This is a genomic window from Butyricimonas sp. RTP31003st1_G1_RTP31003_210430 (assembly GCF_040920905.1).
Lineage (GTDB): Bacteria > Bacteroidota > Bacteroidia > Bacteroidales > Marinifilaceae > Butyricimonas > Butyricimonas paravirosa.
On record NZ_JBCOSQ010000005.1, the window covers coordinates 64,827 to 90,424 of the forward strand.

Consider the following 25,598-nt stretch of genomic DNA (forward strand, 5'->3'; position numbering starts at 1 on the left):
ACGATTCAAAATTTAAAATCTAAAATCTAAAATTTAAAATTATAAAGATGAATTTTTTACGCAACTATCTAGATAAGCAAAAGCCAAAATTTGAAAAGGGAGGCAAACTATACAAGTTGCATTCCGTTTTCACGGGTTTTGAGTCTTTTCTTTTCGTGCCTAACCGCACGACATCTTCAGGCTGTAATATCCGGGACGCGATTGATCTGAAAAGAACCATGATCATTGTCGTGATGGCCTTGATTCCGGCCCTTTTATTCGGTATTTATAATGTGGGATACCAGCATTTCAACGCTATGGGTACTCTGGCCGATACCGGTTTCTTCGAGTTATTCTTCTATGGGCTGTGGAGAGTGTTACCTATGATCATCGTTTCCTACGTGGTCGGATTGGGTATTGAATTTGCCGCGGCACAAATCAGGGGACACGAGATCAACGAGGGCTTCCTCGTATCCGGTTTATTGATCCCGATGATTATGCCGATTAACGCCCCCCTTTGGATGGTGGGAGTTTCCACCGCCTTCGCCGTGATTATCGGTAAAGAAATCTTCGGTGGTACCGGAATGAACATCTGGAACCCGGCATTGTTAGCCCGTGCGTTCTTCTTCTTCTCCTACCCTTCCATGATTTCGGGGGATAAAGTATGGATCGCCGGAATGCCCGACGGGTTCTCTCAAGCGACCCCGCTTGCCGAGGCTGCCCAAGGTCTACCCACGACCTATGATATGTCTTCCATGTTCTGGGGATTGATCCCGGGATCCGTGGGTGAGACGTCAACTTTCTGTATATTGCTCGGAGCCATCTTGTTAATTGCCACCGGAATCGGAAGTTGGAAAATCATGCTTTCCACTTTCATCGGAGGCTACTGCATGGCTTTATTACTTAACTACACGTTACCCGCAACCAACCCGTACGCAGCAATCACCCCGATTACTCATTTAATCATGGGAGGTTTTGCTTTCGGAGCCGTATTCATGGCAACAGACCCTGTAACATCGGCACAAACGGAAAGAGGGAAATGGATATATGGTTTCATTTTAGGTATCATGGCCATCCTTATTCGTACGCTAAACCCCGGTTACCCGGAAGGAATGATGTTAGCCATCCTGTTAATGAACACCTTTGCTCCGCTTATTGACTGGTTTGTCGTTCAAGGTAACATCAAGCGCAGACTGAAAAGAGCTAAAGCGACGCAATTGTAGATTTTAAATTTTAAATTGTAAATTTATTCTGATACGAATTTAAAATCTAAAATCTAAAATTTAAAATTAATAACGAGATGAACAAACAAGGAAATACATATACCTTTATCTATTCCATCGTTTTGGTTGTCGTAGTTGCAGCCATACTGGCGATAGTGTCTCTTTCACTAAAGCCATACCAAGATGAGAATATAGAGAACGAGAAGAGACAAAACATTCTGAGTTCTGTAAATGTTAGTTCTACCCCGGAGACTTCGGCTGAATTGTTCAACAAAATCATCACGAAACAATTCATTCTGAACTACAAGGGTGAGGCTATCGAAGGAAACGCTTTCGCCGTGGACATCCCGACGGAAGGTAAGAAACTTCAGAAAGCACTTAAAAATCCGGAACTTCAACAAGCATTGAAAGACGGAAAATTGCTTTCAGAAACGATCAAAGATGACAAAGCATTAGCAGATGTCAAATTCCCAGTATTCGTGGCCGACATTGACGGTGCCATCAAGTACATCCTGCCCACTTACGGGGTTGGACTTTGGGGTCCGGTTTGGGGATATATTTCTTTAAATGAAGACAAGAATACCGTTTACGGGGTTCTGTTCGACCACAAAGGAGAAACTCCCGGACTTGGAGCCGAGATCACCCAACCGTTTTTCCAGAAGCAATTCAGCGGAAAGACCGTTTTTGAAAACTCCTCTTTAAAAGCCATCACGGTGAAGAAAGGCGGTAACGCAACCGGAGCACACGAAGTTGACGGAATCTCCGGGGGTACCATCACTTCAAAAGCAGTTGAGACGATGATCGCCGACTACTTAAAATGTTACGAACAATTCTTAAAACAAATACAATAATGAGCGATAAAGAAACATTATTTTCAGCTAAGAACCGAGGCTTGCTACTCGGCCCCTTGAGCAAAAATAACCCCGTTCTGGTGCAGATTCTGGGTATATGTTCTGCTCTCGCCGTAACCGCAAAAATGGAACCGGCCATCGTGATGGCTCTTTCGGTTACAGCCGTAACGGCATTCTCTAACGTGATTCTTTCGCTACTGAGAAATACAATCCCGACGCGTATACGTATCATCGTGCAGTTGGTCGTGGTTGCCGCATTGGTAATCATGGTGGATCAGGTATTGAAAGCGTTCGCTTACGAGGTAAGTAAACAATTATCCGTATTCGTCGGGTTGATCATCACGAACTGTATCATCATGGGACGTATCGAGGCTTTCGCCTTGGCAAACAAACCGTGGCCTTCATTACTGGACGGTATCGGTAACGGTCTCGGATACGGGTTAGTTCTCGTGATCGTGGCATTCTTCCGTGAATTACTCGGGTCCGGAACTTTGTTCGGGGTAAAAGTAATCCCACAAATATTCTACGATTGGGGTTATCAAAACAACGGTTTAATGATCCTTCCCCCGATGGCATTGATGCTGGTGGGTTTGATCATTTGGGTTCACCGTTCCAAGAACAAGGATTTAATAGAACAGAAATAGTCAACTAAAAGTGAAATAACGATATGGAAAATCTATTAAATATATTTGTACGGTCCGTATTCATTGATAACATGATCTTTGCTTACTTCTTGGGTATGTGTTCATACCTTGCCGTATCAAAGACCGTGAAGACATCATTCGGATTAGGTATTGCCGTTGTATTCGTGTTATTAATCACCGTCCCGGTAAACTACTTGCTGGATAACTTCGTGTTGAAAGCCGGAGCTTTAAGCTGGTTACTTGGTGAAAGCGCTGCAAACATTGATTTGAGTTTCTTAAGTTTCATCATGTTCATCGCGGTCATTGCCGCCATCGTGCAACTCGTGGAAATGGTAGTTGAAAAATTTGCCCCGGCACTTTACAACCAGTTAGGAATCTTCCTACCGTTGATCGCGGTAAACTGTGCCATCATGGGAGCATCCCTGTTCATGCAGGAAAGAGGATATGCTAACATTGGAGAGGCAACGGCTTTCGGTTTGGGTTCAGGTATCGGTTGGTTACTCGCTATCGTGGGTATCGCCGCTATTCGCGAGAAACTGAAATATTCAAACATCCCCGCCCCGCTTAGAGGTATCGGTATCACCTTTATCGTGACCGGATTGATGGCTATTTCATTCATGAGTTTCTTGGGAATTAACCTGTAAAGTAATTTTAAATTGTAAATTTTAGATTGTAAATTTCTCTGGAGTCCTCAATTTAAAATTTAAAATCATAAAATCTAAAATTAAAAATGATGTTATTAGCAATAAATACAACAATTGTCATGTCAGGGGTCATCGTGTTCCTCATCGTAACACTGATTCTCGTGGGCATGCTTTTGTTCGCCAAAGCCAAACTGACTCCCAAAGGAGAGGTGAAAGTTGACATTAATCATGGCGAAAAGGAATTGGTAACCGAACCGGGGTCCACGCTATTAGCCACCCTTGGAAACAACAAAATCTTCCTCCCTTCGGCTTGTGGAGGTAAAGGTTCATGCGGTATGTGTCGTTGTCAGGTTGAATCCGGAGCAGGGTCTATCCTACCGACAGAAACGGGATTCTTCTCCTACAAACAACAACACGATAACTGGCGCTTGGCTTGTCAGGTAAAAGTGAAAGAGAATATTGAAATGCACATTCCGGAAGAAGTTCTCGGAATCAAGAAATGGGAGTGCGAAGTGGTTTCCAACAGAAATATCTCTACCTTCTTGAAAGAATTCGTGGTAAAATTACCGGAAGGCGAAAACTTGAAATTCAAATCCGGAGGATATATCCAGATTGACGTGCCTGCAATCGACGTTGACTTCAAGACGTTCGATATTGACGAGAAATACAAGGCGGATTGGGAACGCATGAAAATGTTCGATCTTAAAATGCACAACCCGGAAGCAACCTACCGTGCTTACTCCATGGCAAACTCCCCGGCAGAGGGTAACATTATCATGCTGAACATTCGTATCGCAACTCCCCCGTTCGACAAAGCTATCGGTGGTTTTGCCAACGTGAACCCCGGAATCTGTTCCTCTTACATCTTCTCTCGTAAACCGGGAGATAAAGTAAGTATTTCCGGACCTTACGGAGAGTTCTTCTTGAGAGACACGAACAACGAGATGATGTTCATCGGTGGTGGTGCCGGTATGGCCCCCATGCGTTCACACATCTTCAACCTCTTCCACACGATGCACACCGATCGTAAAGTTACTTTCTGGTACGGCGCACGTGCTTTGCAAGAAGCTCCTTACGTGGACGAGTTCAACAAGATTCAAGAAGAGAACCCGAACTTCCACTGGACTCTGGCTCTCGACAGACCGGACCCCGTGGCTGACGCAGCCGGAGTGGCTTACAAACCGGGCTTTGTTCATCAAGTAATCTTCGAGAATTATTTGAAGAATCATGAAAACCCGGAAGATATTGAATACTACCTCTGCGGTCCTCCTATGATGATCTCGGCAGTAACCAAAATGCTGTACGACCTTGGAGTTCCGGATGAAAACGTGATGTACGATAACTTCGGAGGATAATCAAAATAAAAAAGCTGCTTGTACAAGCAGCTTTTTTATTTCAAATGAGTACCAGCAAGTTTTGAGTTTACTCCCTACTTCTTCAAAAACATATTCTTGAATTCGATTGCTTTAAGCAGCAATCCCGAATTTATCTGATTCCGGGAAAGACGATTCAACAAAGAATCCGTCACTTGGATATTCCCGGCCACCTTCTTCTCGTAAATCACGTTATCCATGATAAAAGCATAATTCTGCGGGTCTCCGGCCAGATGAAAAGGCAGGCGTTCGGGATCAAACAAATCTCTTCCCATAGAATAATCTTCCGCGGGATTCTTTACCCCCAACACCCGTTTCATTAAAGTCGGCGTCACATCATAATGAGACGTTCTGTGCGAGTACACGCCGGGAGTGTTCCCCGGGTAATACAGGATAAACGGGACATGCACCTGTGCGTTCGAAAAATCACTTCCATGTCCCCAAAAGTTCTTCTTATTCTCGTTAAACTCCTGCCCATGATCCCCGGTAATAACGATCACGGAATTATCCAACAACCCGTTCGCTTCCAGTTTATTCACCACCTTTCCCACAAGTGAATCCACGTAATAGGCACAATTACGGTACAGGTTAAAGAACGGTTCCGGGTCCAAATTATTATTTAAAGCCAGATAATTGGCGTAATCCCACGAGGGTTGAAATTTCTTACGATAAGGAGCCGGAATATCAATCGCATGCAACAAATCATAAAACACGAAAGAAAAAAATGGTTTATCCCCCTCTTTCCGTTCATCCAAATAATTCAAAAAATCTTCCGTGATCCTGTTATCCCGATCAAAAGGAGTTGCTCCCGGGGTTTCCTTGCGAATATCTTTCACGTCTCCGAAGACGATTCGATAAAAAGGAGGATTAACAAGCGTCGCACTGGCGAACGTCTCTATATCATACCCATTTTCCAGTAAATTCTCGATAAACAAAGGCTGTACACCCGTACGTTCAAAATCTTGCCAGTATGTTGCGGAAATACCGAAAAACAGACCGAATATCCCACCCCGCGTACCATTACTGGAACTTAAATGACGATTAAATACCGCGGAACGATCACCAAAAGCCCGGATGTTAGGACAACACTCCCGTGTAAAAGTCCTGAAATTCCATGAATCCAGAATAAGATAAATAATATTCAGCGGTTTCACGCTATCCACTTTTTCCAGCGGATGAAGGGGGTACACGAAACTATGCCCCTTCCCTTTATCCGGATTATTCACATATAAGTCCTCCTTTTTGACCACACCCAACTTTAACATCAAACGATTGGCTGTCAAAGGATAAAATTGCGGTAAACAAGCCGATACTTCCGTGATCGAATTCACGTTAGCCGCAGCAGCATAAGCATGGGTTAACTGGGGAGCAATACAGGAGAACAGGAAAAGATAAATACCGATTTTCACCTGTTTAGAAGTAACATACCGGGCATACCGGTAAGCGATAAAAACGACCGCTAAAGTAAACAACAAAATAAGTAACCCGATAAGAACCCCATGCAAGACCAAAGTATTATTAAACACGAATACCTGGTTTCCTCCCCCACCAAAAGCCAGATCCAGCACAAACCCGTTGATATGAAATTTATACAACTGGAAAACAATCCCGTTCAAATAGGCCAGCACGTTCAATAAAAATATAGCACAGGTGAACAGAATGGTACCGACCTTCCGCATCTGCCGCCACCACGTGAAGGGAATATATAAAATAACCCAAGGGATCAAATTGAAAAGAAAAGCTTGCCCCAATGCCGCCATCAGATAATAAAAGCCCCCGACAAAATTCAAAGATTCCCAATAATTACTATTCACGAGATAGATCACAAATTGAACGAGTAACATACAAGAGGCGCACATATAAAACAGAAAACCTCTCTTCAAATAATTCACTCTTTCAGTGCATCCCCCTGATTTAGAAGTATCAAACATCATAAACGATTGTATTAAGAAATGATCATATAATAGTTGCAAATAAAACGGATTAAATCGACTTTTCAATCATTTTCTTAAAAATTCATTTTCAATTATTTAATTCTTTTTCCTGAATCCCCGGCAATAAAAAAAATACATATCAATAAACGATCGTTTAATGACATATATCATGCCAAGCACAAATCCCTTTCAGAAGGGAATATACGTTCAAATTATCAATACTTCAGCTTACTATAATTCAAGCCATACAAGATGATAAATACCAACGCCAAGAATCCGGACATAGCCATGGAAATCACCACGACGCTATTCCAACCGGAATAAATCGGCAGGATAAACAACTGGCCGATCTGCGCGATCGCATATAAATAAAAACCATTCCTTTTTAACTTGTACATCATGAAAGCCCCGATCAAACTGATCACGGCACACAAGGCAGCTAACGAGTAAATTGCTTTCCCGTGCATTATGGTCGTTTGTAACACCTCCAAGGACGAACTCATGATAGAAGAAACCCACGAAGGTTGGGCTTCGGCTCCCGCCATGTTCGTTATCTGTTGAATCTGGACGACTAAGCGCTCCGGTGTAAACATGGCTAACTGGAACAAATTGTTAATTAAGCCCCAACCACTACCAATAAATGTCAAGATGCAAAGTACGGTGAGAAAAGTCGGTCTGACCGGTTTTTCTACGCTAAAGGGATTTTCCATAATCAAATAAATTTTATACACAACAAACGTACACAAATATTCGAAAATTAAAAAACAAGAGATGAAAAAAAGTTGCCAAATACTTTGTTTACATGCACGATTAGTATAATTTTGGCCTAGATTTATAAACGTCTATAGTATTAAAAATCTAAATAATGAAAAGAGACACTCAAATTTTCGACCTGATTGACAAAGAATGTCATCGTCAAAAAGAAGGACTTGAATTAATCGCATCTGAAAACTTCGTGAGCGAGCAAGTAATGCAGGCTATGGGATCTTGCCTGACCAACAAATATGCAGAGGGATACCCCGGAGCCCGTTATTACGGTGGTTGCCAAATCGTTGACCAGACAGAACAACTGGCTATCGATCGGGCTTGCCAATTATTCGGAGCTGAATTCGCTAACGTACAACCGCACTCCGGCGCACAAGCTAACGCTGCCGTGTTCTTCGCTTGCATGAAACCCGGCGATACCTTCCTGGGTCTTGACCTGGCTCATGGTGGTCACCTTTCACACGGATCTCCCGTGAATCTTTCCGGTATTAACTATCACCCGGTAGCTTACCACGTGAAAGAAGAAACCGGGATGGTTGACTATGACGAGATGGAACAATTGGCTTTGGAACACAAACCGAAATTAATCGTGTCCGGAGCATCCGCTTATTCTCGCGACTGGGATTACAAACGTATGCGCAAAATCGCTGATAAAGTAGGTGCTTTGTTAATGTGCGATATGTCTCACCCTGCCGGTTTGATTGCCAAAGGTTTATTGAACAACCCGATGGAATATTGCCACATCGTGACCACAACCACTCACAAAACCCTTCGCGGACCTCGTGGTGGTATGATCCTTCTTCCGAAAGATTTCCCGAATCCTTGGGGATTAAAAACTCCGAAGGGAGAGATCAAGATGATGTCACAAGTAATCAACTTTGCCGTATTCCCGGGACAACAAGGTGGACCGCTTGAACACGTGATCGCTGCTAAGGCTGTTGCTTTCGGAGAGGCGCTATCTGAAGAGTACACCGAATACGCGAAACAAATGCTAGCTAACGCCAGAGCTATGGCCAAAGCATTCGTGGAAAAAGGTTATAAAGTTGTTTCCGGTGGTACCGACAACCATTCCATGTTGATTGACCTGAGAACCAAATTCCCGGAATTAACCGGTAAGAAAGCTGAAAACACGCTTGTTAAAGCTGACATCACGATCAACAAGAACATGGTTCCGTTCGATACCCGTACCCCGTTCTCTACTTCAGGTCTTCGTGTAGGAACCCCGGCAATCACTACCCGTGGTTTGAAGGAAGAACATATGCCTATCATCGTGGACATGATCGACAGAGTATTGAGCGCCCCGGACGATGAAACCGTAATCGCACAAGTAAAGAAAGAAGTAAACGCCATGATGAGCGACAGACCTATGTTCGCCTGGTAATAAGACTTTCTAAATATACAAAAGACCGCAACATGGATTGCGGTCTTTTTTATTTGTTAATTAGTATTTAGTCTATCACGAGATTTCATGGCAATCTTGCATTTGGATCTCACTGTATCTCAAGGTAAATACACCGGTATCCCGCCTATGTCTCGTTAAGAGGTTAACGATAGGTTAACGATAGATTAACGATAGGTCAACGATACGGGGAATTAATGTGTTCCCGATATCATGTTCTCATACAATCATCATATTAACGAGACTACGGCAAGACACGGGTGAAATAGACTGTCAATACCATTACTTCCCACCTCGTCCTTTCTTTACCTTCCGGGAATTCTTTTTTATATCCTTCAGCCCTTTTTTCATTGCATTATATAATAATGTACCAGCCGAACGAGCAAACACAACTTGCTCGTCTCCCGCATCCAGAGTCACGGATGCTATTATTCGCTGAAAATAAATCCGGGCTCCCAAGGAGACATCATACACGGCAATACAGACTTCCGACTCGCTCTTCTGGTAAGAAAGTGGTCCCCCGGGATAAATCAAATCACTGACCTCATTACGCACTTTTCGAGCCGTGGCAGTCACCACATACTTGTAATCCGTCGTTTTCTTCAACGTCTCCATCACTTCGGGAGACAACTCAAAAGTGAGTTTGTCATGAGACAGGTATTTCAAGGATATATCATTTAAAAAATAAATAGAATCCCCTCCCATTTTTTTCAATTCCTTTAATAGATCACGTGTCAACCCTTCCCTGTACATGAGAGGTAACTGAGTTTCCACGTTCGTCACCAACCATTTACCCGTCGTGAAATCCAAACTTTTCGGGGACTCGTATAAATGCATATAACTGGGAGTGGCACACGAAACAGCCATCACCACTAAAATCAATAAAACGCCGTACTTCATCATGATTCTTATTTTATAGTGTTTCCAATCCTTCTCTAAAATTCTTGTATTTTAAACGAGGTAATAGCTCCTCCCTCATCCGGGAAGTATCCCCGTAATATGACACTCGCTTTCCCATATTTCACGCTTTATCAGATCATAATAATACATATCTATCACCCGTCCGTTTTTAATCGCAGCATCACGCAAAATAGCCTGTCTGGTAAAACCGACTTTTTCCAACACTTTCATCGAGGCCGGATTATACTCGTAAACAGAGGCAAACAAACGAATAATTCCGGTTTCCCGAAACACGTAATCAACCAACAACGCAACAGCCTCGCTCGTAATTCCCCACCCCCAATAGGCCTCACCCAGCCAATAACCGACCTCTGCACTAAGGCGCTCCACGTCTGTCAAGGGTACGATCCCAACTCCTCCCACGGCCTCTCCCGCTACCTCTATGGCAAAATTTTGAACATAAGGTTGGGCCTGTACCATCCGGATATACTTATCAGCATCCAACATTGTATACGGGTATGGAAGTCCATCCCGCACGTTATTCCATATTTTCTCGTTATTAATATGTTTTACTAATGATACTATATCCGTCAACTTCCACTCCCGCAACCTAAAATTTTCCTGTTTACTTTTTATTTCCATCAAGTTCGCTTTATAATGCAATCCGAGTTCCAAAATTATTTATTATTCTATATCTTTTTTCAACTTCTATCGTAAAAAAAATTATAAATGAGTAATAAATCCACATAAATTGTAGAATGATGGGGTATATGAAATGTTAATTTGTAACCTTTTCGAAACAAAAAAACAATTTCCGGTAGTAAAAATACTTATTTTTATATAGATCGATAGAAAAAAGAAGAAAAACATTGCAAATGCAATTTATATTCTTTAAATTTGAAACAAACACTAAGTATGATAAGATTCATATTACATAGTATCCTCATTCTTGTGGTAACACAACTCAGCAATGTTGCCATGGGATTGATCATGACAGAATCTCAACATACAGCGGTGACCTACCAATTAGCACAATTACATGACTCCATAAACAAGGGACAAAGCCTTGATTTTCAGAATCAATATCCCAGCCCGTTAATCCGGACTTCACTTGTCAGCATGACAAGATCAGAGCTACCCTGCCGGGTTCGGGTGATGCTGGACGGGGTCTACAAACAGGCAAATGAAAGTCTTACCATTAACAAGGAGGCAGATCACACGGGAATACACGAAGTATTCATATCGCACCCCAAGCGATATTTCCATGAACTCTGTTTGTTAATTATTTGAAACCTCACGTATATATGGCACGTATCTTGTACTAATACAAGATGTTTACACGATTAAGTGTTATCCTTTGATATAAAAAAACAGAGCAACGCTGGGAACGTTGTATATATATATACACACACAACACACAAGAAGATGAAAACAACTTTATTCAGTAAGAACCGGGACGAGAAAAATTACGAGTTATTTTTCGAATCAGATGAATTGCATCGGGTGCAATATCTATTAGAAACCAAACAATTCGGGGAACTTTCCGAATTACAAAGTTCAGAGGACGAGGACACAGGGATTAAATTAAAACTCTCATTAGCTGAACGCGGAAAATTGGTGACGGCACAACTCTTCGAGTACATCATGTCAGCTTACGAGGCTGTATCACCGATCATGACTTTCCGTAATAAAGAGGCTGTGGCTCTTTCAGGAGCCGTAACGCTCGACGAATAGACATTTTTTTTAATAAACGGGTTCCCGAAAATCGAGAACCCGTTTATTATTTATATCCTTAAAACTCACGGAAGATAATCCGTGTACAGAATTCCATTCAAATGGTCGATCTCGTGTTGAAAAATGCGAGCTGTAAATTCTCTCACCGTATCTTGTCTCCACTCGAAAGAAAGTTCATCCCGATAGCGCACGACAATCTCTTTAGACCGATATACCGACCCCATCCGACCCGGAATAGACAAACATCCTTCCTGCCCTAAAACAGTATCTTGAGAGAAATAAATGATTTCCGGATTCACGTAAAATTCAAAAGGCTCTCCCGTTTTATCCAAACGCTGCACAGCAACTAATTGACGTGATATACCGACTTGAGGAGCCGCAATACCCACTCCCTCGTTCAAGGAATCCCTCACGGTAGCAAGCATACGTGATCTTAAAACACGAAAGGTTTCCGTCTCGACATCTTCTTTTCCGAATTCTTTTGCCTGCAAACGCAGGAACAATGAATCTACCCGGTTTGTTACAAGAAACAGAGGCATAATACCCTCTTCTTCCGAATGTCCGATGCGTTCCCGTTCCTCCCGTGTAAAAGAATCCGATTTCTCTCCACACGCAAGGAAACATATCCCTACCCACACGCCAAATAATAACTGAACTATTCTCATTCTATTGTTTTATTAGTTTTAAACAAAAGCCCTTTTCTGACAAAATACATGAACGTGCCTATCGTGGTCATGAAAGAAATAAAATCTGCCATGGGCATACTACTCCACACGCCTGTAATCCCCCAGAAACGAGGTAATATTAACAAAAACGGAATCAAAAATAACAATTGTCGGGAAAGAGACAAAAATATGGAGACTTTAGCTTTCCCAATGGATTGAAAAAAGTTTGTGATAATAATCTGGCACCCCGCAAGAGGGAACATCAAACAAGTCACTCGTAAGCCAAATTTAGATAATTCCATCAACTCATGATTATCCGTAAACATCCCCACAATTGCCGAGGGAAACAACTGGCTCAACAAAAAACCAAACGTCATGATAGAAACCCCGGCAATCAATGCATAACGTAAAGTCTTACGTACCCGGTCAAAAAGAAGCGCCCCGTAATTAAACCCGATTACCGGCTGCATCCCCTGTGTCACCCCGATCTCGATCATGATAAACAAGGTCAGTACCAGATTCACAATCCCGTAGGCCCCGATAGCCAAGTCACCACCATAGCGCATAAAACTATTATTCAATATAATGACCACTGAACTAGCACACACGTTCATCAAGAAAGGTGACATCCCGATGGAAAAAATACTCATGATAATCCGACCTTTCAATTTAAATATTCCCGGTTTAAAACGTATCGTCGTGTTCTTGTTCAGATAGTGACTCACGATCCAGATTAAACCGATCGACTGGGAGATCACCGTGGCCAATGCTGCTCCCCGGATTCCCCAATCCAAATGAAAAATGAATATCGGGGCTAGAATAATATTGGCAAATACGGTCAGTAAAGAACTCAACATGGCCTTTTTCGGGTATCCCGTGGCTCGCATCACGTTGTTCAGACCGATAAAAGTAAAAGCAATCGGATTTCCCATCAAAATAACCTGCATAAAATCCCGGGCGTAAGGTAAAGTCGCCGGACTAGCCCCGAAGAAATGCAAGATCGGATCTAAGAATATCAAAGTCAATCCCCCGAAACAAAACCCGTTAATCACGCATAACAACAACACGTTCCCCAAGACAGAATTCGTTTTCTCCGTGTCTTTCTGCCCGAGATAAATCGAACTGATTGTCGCTCCCCCGATTCCTACCAAAGTCGAAAAAGCAATAATCAGGTTCATCAAGGGAAAAGTGATCGCTAACCCCGATATAGCTAACGGCCCCACACCATGCCCGATAAAAACACTATCAATAATATTATACAACGACGTCACTGTCATCCCGATAATTGCAGGGATTGAATACTGTAACAATAACTTCCCGACTGGCTTTGTCTCCAAAACCTGCGATGCATTAATACTCGACATAACTCTTTATCCTCCTTCTATTAAAATAAAACACCTCTTGATGGAATGGTCGTGATTGACCCACTATTTTCAGAAATATAACCCGAATAGAGGACACAAAGATAATAAAACTCGTCGTTTATTTTAGATTTTAGATTCTAAATTTTAGATTCCAACCACACAAGGCCTTATTAATTTTAGATTTTAGATTCCAACCGCACAAAGCCAACGCTTCTTAATTTCCTACTTTCAACTTTTAGTTTTTATCTTTTAACTTTTAACTTTTAACTTTTATCGTTTATCATTTGGGTCGTTTTTTAAACAAATTCCCGATTCGCCCCAGTCCCCAACGTAAAAGGATTGGCAAAGCGGCCTCCCACAACAAGGGTGAAATATTTTTAAACATCATTCCCAACATCGGGATTTGTCCTTCCGCCTCTTCTCCCCCGTCATTCTCCCTGTTTTCTCTTCGTTTAGAAAAAAACAAAGAAGAAATCCCGGCAAACAAAATCCGCCCGGAATGATCATGTATGAACTTAAAATCCTCGTTTATTTTCTGCTCCTGCACCCGGCAACTCTCACGCACCCGGCGCTGTTCCGCCATCAACATGTCCAGCGGGGTCGGTTGTCTCTTCATTATCTTTTTCATCCTTACTCATCATTGCTGTTATAATCTCGTTCATCACCTTGGACGTGATCTTTTTCTTGAAAAACATCGTTAACCCGAACAACAACAGGTACATCCCAACCACCAACACGAATCCCAAAGCCATACTACCCAACAATTCTCCCAAGAAAAAACCTAATGCCAGGAACAAAAATAAAATGGCAAAAAAAGCCAATAAAACCAAAACAATACCATACGAAAAGACTGCCATTGTCTTAGCAACCCTTTCGTATGTATTCAATTTTAATAGCTCTAGCCTCAATTCCACGTAAGTTGAAATATCCTCTTTCAACTCAGCGAACGTCTTCTCGGCAATATTCTCCATAAGCTATTACTTCGTTTCCGTAGCTGTCTTCCCCGCAACCTTTTCAGCTACATGATTGACATCCTCGGTCACGTGTTCTTTCACGTTTTCGGCCTTGTTTTTTGCTTTTGAATAAACGTCCTTCACCTCTTCCTTCACTTTAGACACGGCACGATCAAACTCTTCCGCTAATTTTTTACGATTATCAGCTACCATTAAATAACCGACAGCAACTCCTACAACAGCGCCAATACCTAGCCCTATCAGTAGATTTGAAGTTTCATGTTTCATATTCTTTAATTTTTATGTTCGTACCTAATTTAACGAACTGAAACATGAAAAGGTTCTCTTTTTAGTGATTTTTTTACGAATATTTTTAACGAGTGATAAAATGTATTTTCGAAGGGTCATAACGCTCGGGAACAGGTGCTTGCTCATCTGCCGGTTTCCCGATTGCCACAACGGCAAACGGCACGAATTCCGATGACAAGTGAAACAAAGTTTTCACTTGATGAACCCGGTGCATCTGAGGATAAATTCCAACCCAAGTGGTTCCCAGTTTCTCCCCGTAGGCCTGCAACATCAGGTTTTGGACACACGCTCCCAGCTCTTGGGGCCAATTCCCCCCGTCAAGCCCGGCCCGGCGGGTATTACAACAAACCAGAATCGCGGCCGGGGCTGTTCTTAAAGCCATCCCTTCCGGTAAAGTCTCAGCCAAAGTATCAAGATGTTCCCGATCTTCTATCACGAAAAACTCCCAGGGACGGCGATCTTTAACCGAAGGTGCGTACATGGCCGCTCTCAGCAATCGCTCGATCGTCTCCACGCACACCTTGTCCGGAGCATAATTTCTCACACTACGACGTCCCACGATAGCCTCGTTCACGGCTGCCATATCCGTGAACTTCTGGCTACACATTTCCGTTGCCAGTTCCCGAACCCGCGGGATAATTCTCACGAAATGATCACTTCCTTTATGAACAGCCAGCAAGGTTTCATTTTCCCACGTTTCTATGATCATCAACATGTTATCCAAACGATTATTTTCAAGTATTTCGTACCCGATACACCCCTTTTCCTGCCTTGACAATTCAGACATCTCACGCAAAAGTTCCACGACTTGAGCGCGAACCTCGCTCTTCACCTCAATTGTAACATTTATCCTGATCATATACTCAAATTTTGAAATTGCACATTTGTTCCCCACCACTCTCTTTCATAAAAACGGTCAAAATTATAAAAGTTAGAGGACTTTTTAATAACCAAAATGTACTTTTATTCGTAAATCACATAAACTTTAAAAGAAAAATAGAAGATGAAAACAAAACAAGCATTCAAAAGGATATGGATAGTTACCCTTCTCATCACAACAAGCGGGGCATTGTGGGCTCAACAACAAACAACGAAAGAGAAATTTTCCCTCCCACCTTTACCTTACGAAACAAATGCCCTCGCACCCGTTATCAGTGAAACCACCATAAAACTACATCATGGTAAACATCTGAAAGCTTACATTGATAACCTGAATAAATTGATCGTGGGGACACCATTCGAGAACTGTGATCTTGAAACCATCGTCAAGAACTCCACCGGAGCGATATTTAACAACGCAGCACAAGCGCTGAACCATATTATCTATTTCAACTCGTTCTCTCCGAAAGCAGAACATACCCCGTCAGGAGCGCTGCTTGCTGCCATAGAAAAAGAATGGGGTTCATTCGATAATTTCAAAAAGGAGTTCTCGGCTGCCGCCACCTCGTTATTCGGGTCCGGATGGGTATGGCTCGCGAAGGACAAAAAAGGGAAACTATACATTTTCTCCGAGAGTAACGCCGGGAACCCAATTACCAAAGGTTACACTCCGATACTGGGGATCGATGTTTGGGAACATGCTTATTACCTTGATTACCAGAATCGCCGTCCGGAACACATCGAAAAAATATGGACAATTATTGACTGGAGAACCATCGGGGCCCGTTACAAATAGCCCGGAATATTTATATATAAAACCAATCATGACATTTTCACGAACAAACATCTATATTTGTAAGTTTAAAAAAAGAACAAATAATGATAAACCCATTAGATATTATTCGTAAATATTACACGTTGGATTCCCTCGCCGGGCAATCCCTCCTCATACATAGCCAACTTGTTCGAGATAAAGCACAATCACTGGCTATCCGACATCCCGAAATGGATCTGGACATCCCCTTCATTCAAGAGGCTGCCATGCTCCACGACATCGGGATTTTTCTCACTAAGGCCCCGGACATCGGTTGTTTCGGAGAACATCCCTACATCTGCCACGGTTATCTGGGAGCCGATCTACTCCGCGAAGAAGGCCTTCCCCGTCATGCCCTAGTATGTGAACGACACACGGGGGCCGGCATATCACTTGAAATGATCAAGAAAAATCATTTACCTTTACCCCAACGGGATATGCTCCCCGTTACTCTTGAAGAAAAACTAATCGCTTTTGCCGATAAGTTTTATTCGAAAACCAATTTAACCCGGGAAAAGAAACTAGGCAAAATCCGGGCAGAAATGGCTTTTTATGGGGAAGAAACAGTCGCCCGTTTCGAAGAATGGTGTGAACTTTTTCTTTAAATATAATCTAATTTTTACAACTTTCACCCGTTTCATCACGTATTTTACTCGTAATTTAAATACGTGATGCGGTTATGGAAAATTTAAACAACTGGATTATAGCAACCAATGATTTTATTTGGACCTATATATTAATAGCCCTGCTAATCTGTATCGGGGTCTACTTTACCTTCAAGAGTAAATTCGTACAATTCCGGAATATCCGGGAAATGTTCCGGCTGCTTGGCGACGGAATAGCAAGCGGGAACCACAAGAACTCGGTTTCTTCTTTTCAAGCATTTTGCATTGCAACCGCTTCGCGGGTAGGCACGGGTAACCTGGCGGGTGTGGCAACAGCCCTAGCCCTGGGAGGACCGGGAGCCATATTCTGGATGTGGCTTATAGCGCTTATCGGTTCTGCCTCTGCCTTCATCGAATCCACGTTAGCCCAAATATATAAAGTTAAAGGAGAACGCTCGTTCATCGGGGGCCCCGCCTTTTACATGGAAAAAGGTTTAAAGAAACGATGGTTAGGCATTCTTTTCGCTGTCATCATTACTATTACCTTCGGACTTGTATTCAACTCGGTACAAGCAAATACCGTTACCTTGGCATTTCATGAAGTCTTTGGGACAAACCGTGTCTGGCTGGGAATCATTCTAACCCTGTTTACCCTACTGGTCATATTCGGTGGAATACACCGGATTGCCGTTATATCCGGAATCATCGTCCCCCTTATGGCTATTGCATACATTCTGCTTGCCGCTTTCATCCTATTCACGCACCTTGGAACATTACCCCATGTCATTGGTTCTATTTTCACGAACGCATTCGGATTCGAACAATTCGCGGGCGGGGGTTTAGGAGCCGTCATCATGCAAGGTGTCCGGCGAGGACTTTTCTCAAATGAAGCGGGTATGGGTTCCGCCCCGAACGCTGCCGCAACGGCAACAGTCTCCCACCCGGTGAAACAAGGATTAATCCAAGCCCTCAGTGTTTTCACCGACACGTTAATCATTTGTAGTTGTACGGCATTCATTATTCTACTTTCGGACGTTCCGCTAGATGGTTCGGTGAAAGGAATCCAACTGACACAAATGGCCCTGTCCCACCAGATCGGAAGCGTGGGAGGACAATTTATCGCTATTTGTATACTCCTTTTTGCCTTCAGCTCCATCGTGGGTAACTATTCATACTGTGAAACAAACTTATTTTTCATATCCAAGAATAAAACCTATTTACAACTTTACCGGATTATCGTGGGGGGAATGGTCATGTTCGGATCAATCGCCGCCCTGGATCTCGTCTGGAATATTGCCGATCTATTCATGGCAATCATGGCTATAACCAACCTGATCGCGATCGTATTACTGGGTAAAATCGCCTTGAAAGCATTACAGGACTACAACCGTCAACGTCGTATCAGCAAGAAAAATATCATATTCAAGTCCTCGTTCATCCCGGAGTTAAAAGATTCCACGAGTGAATGGGAATAAAATGATTTTTTTTTTAACTTTGCAACAAACAGAAGGGATTGACACGATGATAGATTTATGTGTAATTTTCTCCTGCCGCTGTACTTTAAAACAGGAAAAAGGCAGCATTAAAAATAAAGAATAGTAGAGATATAAAAGATGAGATTTGACGAGCTGGAACTAGAGGATTCATTGTTGCAAGGATTAGATGCCATGAATTTTCAGGAAACAACCCCTATACAAGAATTAACAATCCCTGTTATCTTAGAGGGAAAAGATTTAATCGCCTGCGCACAAACAGGCACCGGAAAAACAGCCGCTTACACTCTTCCGATCTTAAATCGATTAATCAAAGAAGAGAACCGATCGGACACGGTAAAAGCTGTTATCATGGCTCCCACCCGGGAATTAGCCCAACAAATAGACGTACAATTCGAGGGATTTTCTTATTTTCTCCCCGTTTCGACGGTAGTCGTCTACGGGGGTGGTGACGGAAGTTTATGGGATCAACAAAAAAAAGCATTGCGTCTGGGCGCAGATGTTGCCATCGCAACACCGGGACGGTTGATCGCACATCTGCAACATAGCGATGTAGACCTTTCGCAAGTAAAATACTTTATCCTTGACGAGGCTGACCGGATGCTGGACATGGGATTTTTTGACGACATCATGCAAATCGTGAACAAACTGCCCAAAGACCGACAAACCATACTCTTCTCGGCTACGATGCCCCCGAAGATACGACAGCTAGCCCAAAATGTACTTCGAGACCCGGTAGAAATCAACGTGGCAGTATCCAAACCCAACGAAGCCATCATGCAAGCCGCTTACATCTGCCACGAAAGCCAGAAAATGGGTATCATCGAAGAACTTTTCAGCAAACCGGTCTTACACAAAACGCTAATCTTCGCCTCTTCCAAACAAAAAGTAAAAGACCTCGCCTTCACCTTAAAACGTAAAAAATTCAACGTGGCAGCCATGCATTCCGACTTGGAGCAGTCAGAGCGGGAATCTGTTATGATGGATTTTAAAAATAATAAAATAGATATACTCGTTGCCACCGACATCGTGTCCCGTGGTATAGATATTGATGAGATAGGATTGGTAATCAACTTTGATGTACCCCATGATCCGGAAGATTATATTCACCGTATCGGACGAACAGCGAGAGCCAGCGCGGAAGGTGTTGCCTTGACCTTTGTCTCCGGGGCAGAGCAAGGAAAATTTTACCGCATAGAACAATTTATTGAAGAAACGATTTACAAGATACCACTCCCCGCCCACTTGGGACCGGCACCGGAATACAATCCGAAAGCATTCGAACATAGCTCGTCAAAAGGCAGAGGACGAAAACCTAACGGCCGTTCTTTCGTAAAAAAGAAAAACCACGCCAAGCGAGAAGGAGGCTCAAAATAAAATAATAACCTATTAAAACTATACACTTATGATTCTAAACGCTGGAAATATCTTACTTATTGGATCTATCCTATTATTTATTAGTATTGTTGTAGGAAAAGCAGGTTTCCGTTTTGGAGTTCCCGCTTTACTTCTCTTCTTGGGAGTAGGAATGCTTTTCGGAACCGATGGTTTAGGAATAGAGTTTAATAATCCGCAAACCGCACAATTTATAGGAGTTATCGCATTAAGTATTATTTTATTTTCTGGTGGTATGGACACAAGTGCGGCTGAAATCAAACCCGTTCTAGGGCAAGGAATTGTTCTCGCCACCGCCGGAGTCATGTTTACGGCTTTTCTCACGGGTTATTTTATCTACTACATCACGAATCTCGAAAATAGTTTCGTCACCCTAAACTTCACGGAATCATTATTACTCGCATCCGTCATGTCATCTACCGATTCTGCATCCGTGTTCTCGATTCTCCGTTCCAAACGACAAGGGCTAAAAGAGAACCTACGTCCCATGCTAGAGCTGGAAAGTGGTAGTAATGACCCGATGGCCTATATGTTAACGATATTACTTATCGGAATTATTCAATCCGGAGAAAACAGTTTAAGTAACACGATACTGCAATTCATCATGCAAATGAGTATCGGTGCCGTATCCGGTTATCTACTGGGAAGACTGGCCGTATACTGCATCAATAAACTAAACATCAATCAATCATTATATCCTGTTCTTTTATTAGCTTTCGTGTTCTTTATTTTCTCGTTCACGGATCTGGTAAAAGGTAACGGTTACTTGGCTGTTTATTTAGCCGGCTTAGTGGTTGGAAATCATAAAGTGGTACACAAGAAGAGTCTTACCACCTTTTTCGACGGTATCACATGGTTATTCCAGATCGTGATGTTCCTCACGTTAGGTCTTCTGGTAAACCCGGCAGAATTACTCCCGGTCGCAGCGTTAAGCATTCTTATCGGGGTATTCATGATTATACTGGCTCGTCCGATAAGTGTATTTTTATGCCTTATCCCCTTCCGGAAAATGACCACCAAGGCACGGGCATACGTTTCATGGGTCGGTCTGCGTGGAGCAGTCCCCATCATTTTTGCCACGTACCCGCTAATCGCAAACATCCAGCACGCATCATTAATATTTAACGTGGTGTTCTTCATTACCATTCTTTCTTTGGTTGTACAGGGAACAACAGTCAGTTTCATGGCGAAACTACTCGGTTTGTCAACCCCCGAAGAACGCAAAAACGTCTTTAACGTCGAACTACCCGAAGAAATTAAAACCGCCATGTCTGAAATTGAAGTCATTCCTTCCATGTTGGCAAAAGGCGACAAATTAATGGATCTGGTATTACCGGATAACACGTTGGTAGCCTTGATCAAAAAGAACGATTCATATTGCGTCCCCAAGGGAAAAACCAAACTACATACCGGAGATAAGTTACTCGTGATCACGGATGATGATGAAGCTCTCATGAAGACTTATGAAAGCCTAGGGATCACGGATTATTCAATTCAAAAAAATGCTTGATACTAGCCATACGGTAGTACATCAGAGATAAGAAAAATTACACTTTATAGGCATTTTCTATCATCTGATAAAAACTAAATATTTGTTTTGATAAACAAATTGTCGTATTATTGTGCTATCAAAACATGACCACTAAAAAGATTAAATTTATGAGCATTAAAGGAACAAAAACAGAACAAAACTTATTGAAATCATTTGCCGGTGAATCACAGGCCAGAAGTCGTTATACTTTTTTCGCTAGTGTAGCTAAAAAAGAAGGATTCGAACAAATCGCGGGAGTATTCATGGAAACTGCCGAACAGGAAAAAGAACACGCCAAGAGATTCTTCAAATTCTTGGAAGGCGGAATGGTTGAAATCACCGCATCTTACCCCGCAGGTGTAATCGGAACGACAGCTGAAAATCTGAAAGCTGCCGCAGAAGGAGAAAACGAAGAATGGGCAGACCTCTATCCGGAATTTGCTAAAGTTGCAGAAGAAGAAGGATTTACCGCCATCGCAGCCGTGTTCCGTAACATTGCGAAAGTGGAAGCTGAACACGAGGCTCGTTACAGAACGCTTTTAGCTCGCGTGGAAGCCGGTAAAGTATTCGAAAGAGACGAAGTGATCCTGTGGCAATGCCGTAACTGCGGTTTCGTTTACGAAGGCAAAACAGCCCCGAAAGCGTGTCCCGCTTGCGCTCACCCTCAAGCATATTTCGAAGAAAAGAAAAGCAATTACTAATCATACTTGTAATTGAGGATAAAAAACTAAAAGTTGAGGCAGATGTCTCAACTTTTAGTTTTTTATTTTACCCGTCACGAAGAAATCACAACTTGATTTTCGTTATATTCGCGACAAAGAAACTGAAATCTATTTTTTAATTGATAAAATAAAGTTATTATGAAAAAAGTAATCAACTCACCGAAAGCACCGAAAGCCATCGGTCCTTACAGTCAAGCAATTGAAGCAAACGGAACGCTTTACATCAGTGGTCAACTTCCTATTGACGTGAATACCGGAAAATTCGTTGAAGGTGGAGTAAAAGAACAAACAGAACAATGTTTGAAAAACATCGGTTACATCCTGGAAGAAGCCGGATATACTTTTGACAACGTGGTTAAATCAACTTGCCTGTTGGGAGATATGTCTTATTTCGCTGATATGAACGAAATCTATGCTAAATATTACAAGACAGATTGTCCTGCCCGTGCAGCTTTTGCCGTAAAAGCTCTCCCGATGGGTGCTATGGTTGAAATTGAAACCATCGCTGTAAAATAAAGATAAAAACGGCTGAATCAGCCGTTTTTTCATTTTTTTTTCTTACCTTAGGGGAAAGTAGTGCATAACTTAAATCAAACATGATGAGAATATTCGGTTTACTCCTTGTACTTGCCCTATTTTTCTCCTGTGCATCTCAAAAAGAGGTAGCCCAAAATAAAAAGGGGCGTTGCGCTATCAAAGATTCAGCGCAATATGAATTGATCGTTTTTGATTCGGGATTCGATTTTTGGTTGACAAGTCACCAGAGCATGGCCAGTCAGCACTCAGAAAGTTATTATCAAAGTATGAATCACCAGTATGCTATCGAATGGAACAGAAGGTATGCTGCCGGAGATCCGAGAATCAACAGTTACATCGATTACAGCTTGAACAGAGATTACGGGTTTGATTTTAATTACAAACTCTACATGTATTTCAGGTTCTTCGAAGACACGAACAGGATAAAACTAATCCCAGGAAACAGAAGCCTTTAATAATCTTAGATTTAATGATTTTAGATTTTAAATTCCAGCCACACAAGCTATCCCTTCTTTTAATCTCTCAATCTAAAATCATAAATCACTAAATCTAAAATTACTCGCTTCTTTTATGGCCTCCGGGGTACCCAAGTCGAGACATCGGCCATCGTGCCGAAAAAGCTCGATAGGATGTTCTCTTGCCTGCGCCAGATGCTCGTCGATGATAGAGAATACTCCCTGATGAATGATATGCTTTAAATATTCCGGGCTAAGAATCTGAATCCCGCAGTAATTGAACTCCGTGGCCCCGTAAAAGCCTTCGTCCACGATCTTCTGCTCCCCGGTTCGCTTGTTCTCCCAACCTTTCAAAACACCATGATTAAACTTCAATACCCGATCTGCAACTGCCTGTTGCACGACCAACGTGGCGTATGCCTCACGTGATTCATGCTGACGAACGAGCGCCTTCAAATCCAAGTCCGTTAAAATATCCACATTATGAATAAGCACGGGTTTCCCCGGAATAAATAATTCCCGGGCCTTCAAAATCCCACCTCCCGTATCCAGTAACTCATCTCGTTCATCGGACAAAACGATGTCCATGCCGAAATCTCCTTTCTCTTTCAAAAAGTGTTCTACCTGATCGGCAAAATGATGAATATTAATCACTAACCGCTCCACCTGCACTTCTCTCATTCTCTCGATCACCCGCTCCAACAGAGTCTTTCCTTTCAACTCCACCAAAGCTTTCGGGCGATCGTTTGTCAACGGTCGCAACCGGGTACCTAAACCGGCTGCAAAAATCATCCCATTCATCTATATCTCTATAATATTATTTTTAATCGCATACATCACCAATGCCGCAGTGTTCCGACATCCCGTTTTGCTAAGCAAATTTGCTCGGTGTTTGTCTACCGTACGTTTACTGATAAACAATTCGTCCGCAATCTCCTGATTTGATAATCCTTTACACACGTGATACAAAATCTCCAGTTCCCGTTCCGAAATATCATTATCCACGGTTTCCGGCGTCTCGCTTTTGTTGTCACGCATATTATTCAGAATATTCACCAATAACTCTTCCGAGAAGAAACTCTCCCCTTCCGCCACCTTCTGAATAGCCGTTACCACCTTATCAATTCCCGAGTTCTTCAACAAGAAACCCTTTGCCCCCGCATCAATCATCTTGTAATAATACTGCTCGTCCCCGTACATGGAAAGAACAATAATCTTCAAATTGGGTTTCATTTTCATCGCCTCAATCGTGGCATCAATACCATTCATCTCCGGCATCTCTATATCCATCAGCACGACATCACAATCAACAAACGACAAATTCTCAATAAACTCTCTCCCGTTCGAAGCCTCGTAAATATGTCGAACGAAATCCTGAGTCGAAAGCAATAATTTCAACCCCTCCCTAAACAATTTGTGATCATCAACCAGATATATTCTCAATTTATCCATAAAACAAGATTTACTTACACTTTATAAAAGCTCTCGCAATCATTCCTCGGCCCGATTCGCTAGAAATCTTTATATCTCCATTTCCCGAATTCAACCGGTACTGCATGTTACTCAATCCCATCCCGCCATCACTTTCAGCTTGCTTCACGTCAAACCCCATACCATTATCCTCGTATTCCAAGTACAAAACATCACCCTGCAACTGTAGGTCAATATTGATTTTACTGGCATTAGCATGTCGCAACGTGTTATTGATCAACTCACAAATCACCCGATACATGATTACTTCCACGTTATATATAAAACGACGATTATCAATATTTGTTTTAAAATTAATACTAATACCTTCAGCCGGACGCAACTTGCGAATAAATGACTCCGTGGCATCCTTTAAACCAAAATTATTTAATATATGAGGACTGATATTAGCTGAAATCTCTCGCACGCTCGTGATGGCCTCATCAACAGCTTGTTTCAAGTTCCCTTTGATTTTGTCGTTTACCTCCGGCGAGTTCTTTTCCTCGAAACCGGAAAGCAACATCTTTATAACACTTAATAAAGGCCCTAGCCCGTCATGCAATTCCTTAGCAAAACGCTGCCGCTCCTGTTCTTCCGTGCGGATAACAGCCGACAGAACCCGCTTTTCCGTCTCACTCCGTATACCATCCAACCGACGTAAAAACTGGAATACTTTCCGTATATAAAATGCCCCGATAGCAAAGGCCAGCGAAATAACAAATGACAACCACACTTTCGTCTGGTACAACTCTTCCGACTCTCCCCGGTGCATCGAGGGAACCAATTCTATCGCCCGGTAAATCGCCATCAAAAAAAAGCCCGTTGAAATCAAAATCCAAGCGGCATTGAACTTCGTCCGCTTAAACAAACTGATCGCAAATCCCATCGCAACGATCTGTAACAACAAAGACAAGTATACAACTATTTGTGTAACCACGATATATGTATTAGTTAAAAGTT

General features: G+C 42.4%; 29 protein-coding genes. 16 read left to right on the top strand and 13 right to left on the bottom strand.

Features of this window, described 5'->3' with window-relative positions; translation table 11 throughout:
- Positions 1 to 47 precede the first annotated feature (47 nt).
- The 5 genes from AB5542_RS02750 (at position 48) to nqrF (ending at position 4,696) form a co-directional block, all read left to right on the top strand.
- Positions 48 to 1,202 (top strand): NADH:ubiquinone reductase (Na(+)-transporting) subunit B, encoded by a 1,155-nt coding sequence (locus AB5542_RS02750; protein WP_087420437.1) that lies wholly within the window; start codon positions 48 to 50, stop codon positions 1,200 to 1,202.
- A 77-nt stretch (positions 1,203 to 1,279) separates the two neighbouring features.
- A complete protein-coding gene (nqrC, locus tag AB5542_RS02755) occupies positions 1,280 to 2,053 on the top strand; it encodes an NADH:ubiquinone reductase (Na(+)-transporting) subunit C (protein ID WP_270542042.1) in 774 nt (257 codons plus the stop codon).
- Complete coding sequence (locus AB5542_RS02760) at positions 2,053 to 2,697, top strand: NADH:ubiquinone reductase (Na(+)-transporting) subunit D (protein WP_087420439.1); 645 nt, start codon at positions 2,053 to 2,055, stop codon at positions 2,695 to 2,697. The genes nqrC and AB5542_RS02760 overlap by 1 nt, the downstream gene beginning before the upstream one ends.
- A gap of 23 nt (positions 2,698 to 2,720) precedes the next feature.
- Complete coding sequence (gene nqrE / locus AB5542_RS02765; RefSeq protein WP_027201138.1) at positions 2,721 to 3,341, top strand: NADH:ubiquinone reductase (Na(+)-transporting) subunit E; 621 nt, start codon at positions 2,721 to 2,723, stop codon at positions 3,339 to 3,341.
- 86 nt (positions 3,342 to 3,427) lie between these two features.
- A complete protein-coding gene (gene nqrF / locus AB5542_RS02770) occupies positions 3,428 to 4,696 on the top strand; it encodes an NADH:ubiquinone reductase (Na(+)-transporting) subunit F (RefSeq protein ID WP_027201137.1) in 1,269 nt (422 codons plus the stop codon).
- A 74-nt stretch (positions 4,697 to 4,770) separates the two neighbouring features.
- Here the strand turns inward: nqrF and AB5542_RS02775 are convergent, their stop codons facing one another.
- Both AB5542_RS02775 and AB5542_RS02780 read right to left on the bottom strand, forming a co-directional pair.
- A complete protein-coding gene (locus tag AB5542_RS02775) occupies positions 4,771 to 6,648 on the bottom strand; it encodes a DUF3413 domain-containing protein (RefSeq protein WP_279037346.1) in 1,878 nt (625 codons plus the stop codon).
- A 215-nt stretch (positions 6,649 to 6,863) separates the two neighbouring features.
- Positions 6,864 to 7,358 (bottom strand): hypothetical protein, encoded by a 495-nt coding sequence (locus AB5542_RS02780; protein ID WP_087420443.1) that lies wholly within the window; start codon positions 7,356 to 7,358, stop codon positions 6,864 to 6,866.
- A gap of 155 nt (positions 7,359 to 7,513) precedes the next feature.
- Here AB5542_RS02780 and glyA point away from each other — a divergent pair, with 155 nt between their 5' ends.
- Positions 7,514 to 8,794 (top strand): serine hydroxymethyltransferase, encoded by a 1,281-nt coding sequence (gene glyA, locus AB5542_RS02785; RefSeq protein WP_279037349.1) that lies wholly within the window; start codon positions 7,514 to 7,516, stop codon positions 8,792 to 8,794.
- Between the two features lie 300 nt (positions 8,795 to 9,094).
- On the opposite strand, the gene AB5542_RS02790 is transcribed toward glyA, so the two are convergent.
- On the bottom strand, positions 9,095 to 9,715 hold the full coding sequence (locus tag AB5542_RS02790) for a hypothetical protein (RefSeq protein WP_087420445.1): 621 nt from the start codon (positions 9,713 to 9,715) through the stop codon (positions 9,095 to 9,097).
- 72 nt (positions 9,716 to 9,787) lie between these two features.
- Positions 9,788 to 10,354, bottom strand: coding sequence for a GNAT family N-acetyltransferase (locus AB5542_RS02795; RefSeq protein WP_279037352.1), 567 nt, complete (start codon positions 10,352 to 10,354; stop codon positions 9,788 to 9,790).
- A 273-nt stretch (positions 10,355 to 10,627) separates the two neighbouring features.
- Here AB5542_RS02795 and AB5542_RS02800 point away from each other — a divergent pair, with 273 nt between their 5' ends.
- Positions 10,628 to 11,002, top strand: coding sequence for a hypothetical protein (locus tag AB5542_RS02800; RefSeq protein WP_027201131.1), 375 nt, complete (start codon positions 10,628 to 10,630; stop codon positions 11,000 to 11,002).
- 135 nt (positions 11,003 to 11,137) lie between these two features.
- A complete protein-coding gene (locus AB5542_RS02805) occupies positions 11,138 to 11,446 on the top strand; it encodes a hypothetical protein (protein WP_027201130.1) in 309 nt (102 codons plus the stop codon).
- Between the two features lie 65 nt (positions 11,447 to 11,511).
- On the opposite strand, the gene def is transcribed toward AB5542_RS02805, so the two are convergent.
- The 6 genes from def to AB5542_RS02835 all read right to left on the bottom strand — a co-directional run bounded on the left by def (position 11,512) and on the right by AB5542_RS02835 (position 15,596).
- Positions 11,512 to 12,111 carry a peptide deformylase gene (gene def / locus AB5542_RS02810; RefSeq protein ID WP_118449158.1) on the bottom strand — a complete coding sequence of 200 codons (600 nt, stop codon included), beginning with the start codon at positions 12,109 to 12,111 and terminating at the stop codon, positions 11,512 to 11,514.
- Positions 12,108 to 13,475 (bottom strand): MATE family efflux transporter, encoded by a 1,368-nt coding sequence (locus tag AB5542_RS02815; RefSeq protein ID WP_368242975.1) that lies wholly within the window; start codon positions 13,473 to 13,475, stop codon positions 12,108 to 12,110. Before AB5542_RS02815 ends, def begins: the two co-directional genes overlap by 4 nt.
- 280 nt (positions 13,476 to 13,755) lie before the next feature.
- On the bottom strand, positions 13,756 to 14,103 hold the full coding sequence (locus AB5542_RS02820) for a hypothetical protein (RefSeq protein WP_368242976.1): 348 nt from the start codon (positions 14,101 to 14,103) through the stop codon (positions 13,756 to 13,758).
- Positions 14,033 to 14,446 carry a phage holin family protein gene (locus tag AB5542_RS02825; RefSeq protein WP_279037355.1) on the bottom strand — a complete coding sequence of 138 codons (414 nt, stop codon included), beginning with the start codon at positions 14,444 to 14,446 and terminating at the stop codon, positions 14,033 to 14,035. Before AB5542_RS02825 ends, AB5542_RS02820 begins: the two co-directional genes overlap by 71 nt.
- A gap of 6 nt (positions 14,447 to 14,452) precedes the next feature.
- Complete coding sequence (locus AB5542_RS02830; protein WP_087420450.1) at positions 14,453 to 14,716, bottom strand: YtxH domain-containing protein; 264 nt, start codon at positions 14,714 to 14,716, stop codon at positions 14,453 to 14,455.
- 85 nt (positions 14,717 to 14,801) lie between these two features.
- Positions 14,802 to 15,596: a nitroreductase family protein gene (locus AB5542_RS02835; protein WP_087420451.1), complete on the bottom strand. Its 795-nt coding sequence runs from the start codon at positions 15,594 to 15,596 to the stop codon at positions 14,802 to 14,804.
- A 144-nt stretch (positions 15,597 to 15,740) separates the two neighbouring features.
- Between AB5542_RS02835 and AB5542_RS02840 the strand changes: the two genes are divergently transcribed.
- The 8 genes from AB5542_RS02840 to AB5542_RS02875 all read left to right on the top strand — a co-directional run bounded on the left by AB5542_RS02840 (position 15,741) and on the right by AB5542_RS02875 (position 23,168).
- Positions 15,741 to 16,412: a superoxide dismutase gene (locus tag AB5542_RS02840; protein ID WP_087420452.1), complete on the top strand. Its 672-nt coding sequence runs from the start codon at positions 15,741 to 15,743 to the stop codon at positions 16,410 to 16,412.
- Positions 16,413 to 16,498: 86 nt separating this feature from the next.
- Positions 16,499 to 17,035 (top strand): HD domain-containing protein, encoded by a 537-nt coding sequence (locus AB5542_RS02845; protein WP_027201124.1) that lies wholly within the window; start codon positions 16,499 to 16,501, stop codon positions 17,033 to 17,035.
- Between the two features lie 74 nt (positions 17,036 to 17,109).
- Positions 17,110 to 18,510 carry an alanine/glycine:cation symporter family protein gene (locus tag AB5542_RS02850; RefSeq protein WP_027201123.1) on the top strand — a complete coding sequence of 467 codons (1,401 nt, stop codon included), beginning with the start codon at positions 17,110 to 17,112 and terminating at the stop codon, positions 18,508 to 18,510.
- A 138-nt stretch (positions 18,511 to 18,648) separates the two neighbouring features.
- Positions 18,649 to 19,905, top strand: a complete 1,257-nt coding sequence (locus AB5542_RS02855) for a DEAD/DEAH box helicase (protein WP_087420453.1) — start codon at positions 18,649 to 18,651, stop codon at positions 19,903 to 19,905.
- A 28-nt stretch (positions 19,906 to 19,933) separates the two neighbouring features.
- A complete protein-coding gene (locus tag AB5542_RS02860) occupies positions 19,934 to 21,433 on the top strand; it encodes a potassium/proton antiporter (RefSeq protein WP_279037359.1) in 1,500 nt (499 codons plus the stop codon).
- A 149-nt stretch (positions 21,434 to 21,582) separates the two neighbouring features.
- A complete protein-coding gene (rbr, locus tag AB5542_RS02865) occupies positions 21,583 to 22,155 on the top strand; it encodes a rubrerythrin (protein ID WP_279037361.1) in 573 nt (190 codons plus the stop codon).
- Positions 22,156 to 22,314: 159 nt separating this feature from the next.
- A complete protein-coding gene (locus tag AB5542_RS02870) occupies positions 22,315 to 22,692 on the top strand; it encodes a RidA family protein (RefSeq protein ID WP_027201119.1) in 378 nt (125 codons plus the stop codon).
- An 80-nt stretch (positions 22,693 to 22,772) separates the two neighbouring features.
- Complete coding sequence (locus AB5542_RS02875) at positions 22,773 to 23,168, top strand: DUF6146 family protein (RefSeq protein ID WP_288215110.1); 396 nt, start codon at positions 22,773 to 22,775, stop codon at positions 23,166 to 23,168.
- A gap of 78 nt (positions 23,169 to 23,246) precedes the next feature.
- Here the strand turns inward: AB5542_RS02875 and AB5542_RS02880 are convergent, their stop codons facing one another.
- The 3 genes from AB5542_RS02880 to AB5542_RS02890 are packed head-to-tail and all read right to left on the bottom strand — an operon-like array spanning position 23,247 to position 25,575.
- Complete coding sequence (locus AB5542_RS02880) at positions 23,247 to 23,969, bottom strand: nucleotidyltransferase family protein (RefSeq protein WP_270542032.1); 723 nt, start codon at positions 23,967 to 23,969, stop codon at positions 23,247 to 23,249.
- On the bottom strand, positions 23,970 to 24,620 hold the full coding sequence (locus tag AB5542_RS02885) for a response regulator transcription factor (RefSeq protein WP_117775066.1): 651 nt from the start codon (positions 24,618 to 24,620) through the stop codon (positions 23,970 to 23,972).
- A 10-nt stretch (positions 24,621 to 24,630) separates the two neighbouring features.
- Positions 24,631 to 25,575, bottom strand: coding sequence for a sensor histidine kinase (locus tag AB5542_RS02890; RefSeq protein ID WP_270542031.1), 945 nt, complete (start codon positions 25,573 to 25,575; stop codon positions 24,631 to 24,633).
- Between the last annotated feature and the right edge of the window lie 23 nt (positions 25,576 to 25,598).

Excerpts from the sequence above, each read along its gene's own strand:
- AB5542_RS02750 (WP_087420437.1), top strand. The coding sequence starts at position 48 with ATGAATTTTTTACGCAACTATCTAGATAAGCAAAAGCCAAAATTTGAA.
- nqrC (WP_270542042.1), top strand. The coding sequence starts at position 1,280 with ATGAACAAACAAGGAAATACATATACCTTTATCTATTCCATCGTTTTG.
- AB5542_RS02760 (WP_087420439.1), top strand. The coding sequence starts at position 2,053 with ATGAGCGATAAAGAAACATTATTTTCAGCTAAGAACCGAGGCTTGCTA.
- nqrE (WP_027201138.1), top strand. The coding sequence starts at position 2,721 with ATGGAAAATCTATTAAATATATTTGTACGGTCCGTATTCATTGATAAC.
- nqrF (WP_027201137.1), top strand. The coding sequence starts at position 3,428 with ATGATGTTATTAGCAATAAATACAACAATTGTCATGTCAGGGGTCATC.
- AB5542_RS02775 (WP_279037346.1), bottom strand. The coding sequence starts at position 6,648 with ATGATGTTTGATACTTCTAAATCAGGGGGATGCACTGAAAGAGTGAAT.
- AB5542_RS02780 (WP_087420443.1), bottom strand. The coding sequence starts at position 7,358 with ATGGAAAATCCCTTTAGCGTAGAAAAACCGGTCAGACCGACTTTTCTC.
- glyA (WP_279037349.1), top strand. The coding sequence starts at position 7,514 with ATGAAAAGAGACACTCAAATTTTCGACCTGATTGACAAAGAATGTCAT.
- AB5542_RS02790 (WP_087420445.1), bottom strand. The coding sequence starts at position 9,715 with ATGATGAAGTACGGCGTTTTATTGATTTTAGTGGTGATGGCTGTTTCG.
- AB5542_RS02795 (WP_279037352.1), bottom strand. The coding sequence starts at position 10,354 with ATGGAAATAAAAAGTAAACAGGAAAATTTTAGGTTGCGGGAGTGGAAG.
- AB5542_RS02800 (WP_027201131.1), top strand. The coding sequence starts at position 10,628 with ATGATAAGATTCATATTACATAGTATCCTCATTCTTGTGGTAACACAA.
- AB5542_RS02805 (WP_027201130.1), top strand. The coding sequence starts at position 11,138 with ATGAAAACAACTTTATTCAGTAAGAACCGGGACGAGAAAAATTACGAG.
- def (WP_118449158.1), bottom strand. The coding sequence starts at position 12,111 with ATGAGAATAGTTCAGTTATTATTTGGCGTGTGGGTAGGGATATGTTTC.
- AB5542_RS02815 (WP_368242975.1), bottom strand. The coding sequence starts at position 13,475 with ATGTCGAGTATTAATGCATCGCAGGTTTTGGAGACAAAGCCAGTCGGG.
- AB5542_RS02820 (WP_368242976.1), bottom strand. The coding sequence starts at position 14,103 with ATGAAAAAGATAATGAAGAGACAACCGACCCCGCTGGACATGTTGATG.
- AB5542_RS02825 (WP_279037355.1), bottom strand. The coding sequence starts at position 14,446 with ATGGAGAATATTGCCGAGAAGACGTTCGCTGAGTTGAAAGAGGATATT.
- AB5542_RS02830 (WP_087420450.1), bottom strand. The coding sequence starts at position 14,716 with ATGAAACATGAAACTTCAAATCTACTGATAGGGCTAGGTATTGGCGCT.
- AB5542_RS02835 (WP_087420451.1), bottom strand. The coding sequence starts at position 15,596 with ATGATCAGGATAAATGTTACAATTGAGGTGAAGAGCGAGGTTCGCGCT.
- AB5542_RS02840 (WP_087420452.1), top strand. The coding sequence starts at position 15,741 with ATGAAAACAAAACAAGCATTCAAAAGGATATGGATAGTTACCCTTCTC.
- AB5542_RS02850 (WP_027201123.1), top strand. The coding sequence starts at position 17,110 with ATGGAAAATTTAAACAACTGGATTATAGCAACCAATGATTTTATTTGG.
- AB5542_RS02855 (WP_087420453.1), top strand. The coding sequence starts at position 18,649 with ATGAGATTTGACGAGCTGGAACTAGAGGATTCATTGTTGCAAGGATTA.
- AB5542_RS02860 (WP_279037359.1), top strand. The coding sequence starts at position 19,934 with ATGATTCTAAACGCTGGAAATATCTTACTTATTGGATCTATCCTATTA.
- rbr (WP_279037361.1), top strand. The coding sequence starts at position 21,583 with ATGAGCATTAAAGGAACAAAAACAGAACAAAACTTATTGAAATCATTT.
- AB5542_RS02870 (WP_027201119.1), top strand. The coding sequence starts at position 22,315 with ATGAAAAAAGTAATCAACTCACCGAAAGCACCGAAAGCCATCGGTCCT.
- AB5542_RS02875 (WP_288215110.1), top strand. The coding sequence starts at position 22,773 with ATGATGAGAATATTCGGTTTACTCCTTGTACTTGCCCTATTTTTCTCC.
- AB5542_RS02880 (WP_270542032.1), bottom strand. The coding sequence starts at position 23,969 with ATGAATGGGATGATTTTTGCAGCCGGTTTAGGTACCCGGTTGCGACCG.
- AB5542_RS02885 (WP_117775066.1), bottom strand. The coding sequence starts at position 24,620 with ATGGATAAATTGAGAATATATCTGGTTGATGATCACAAATTGTTTAGG.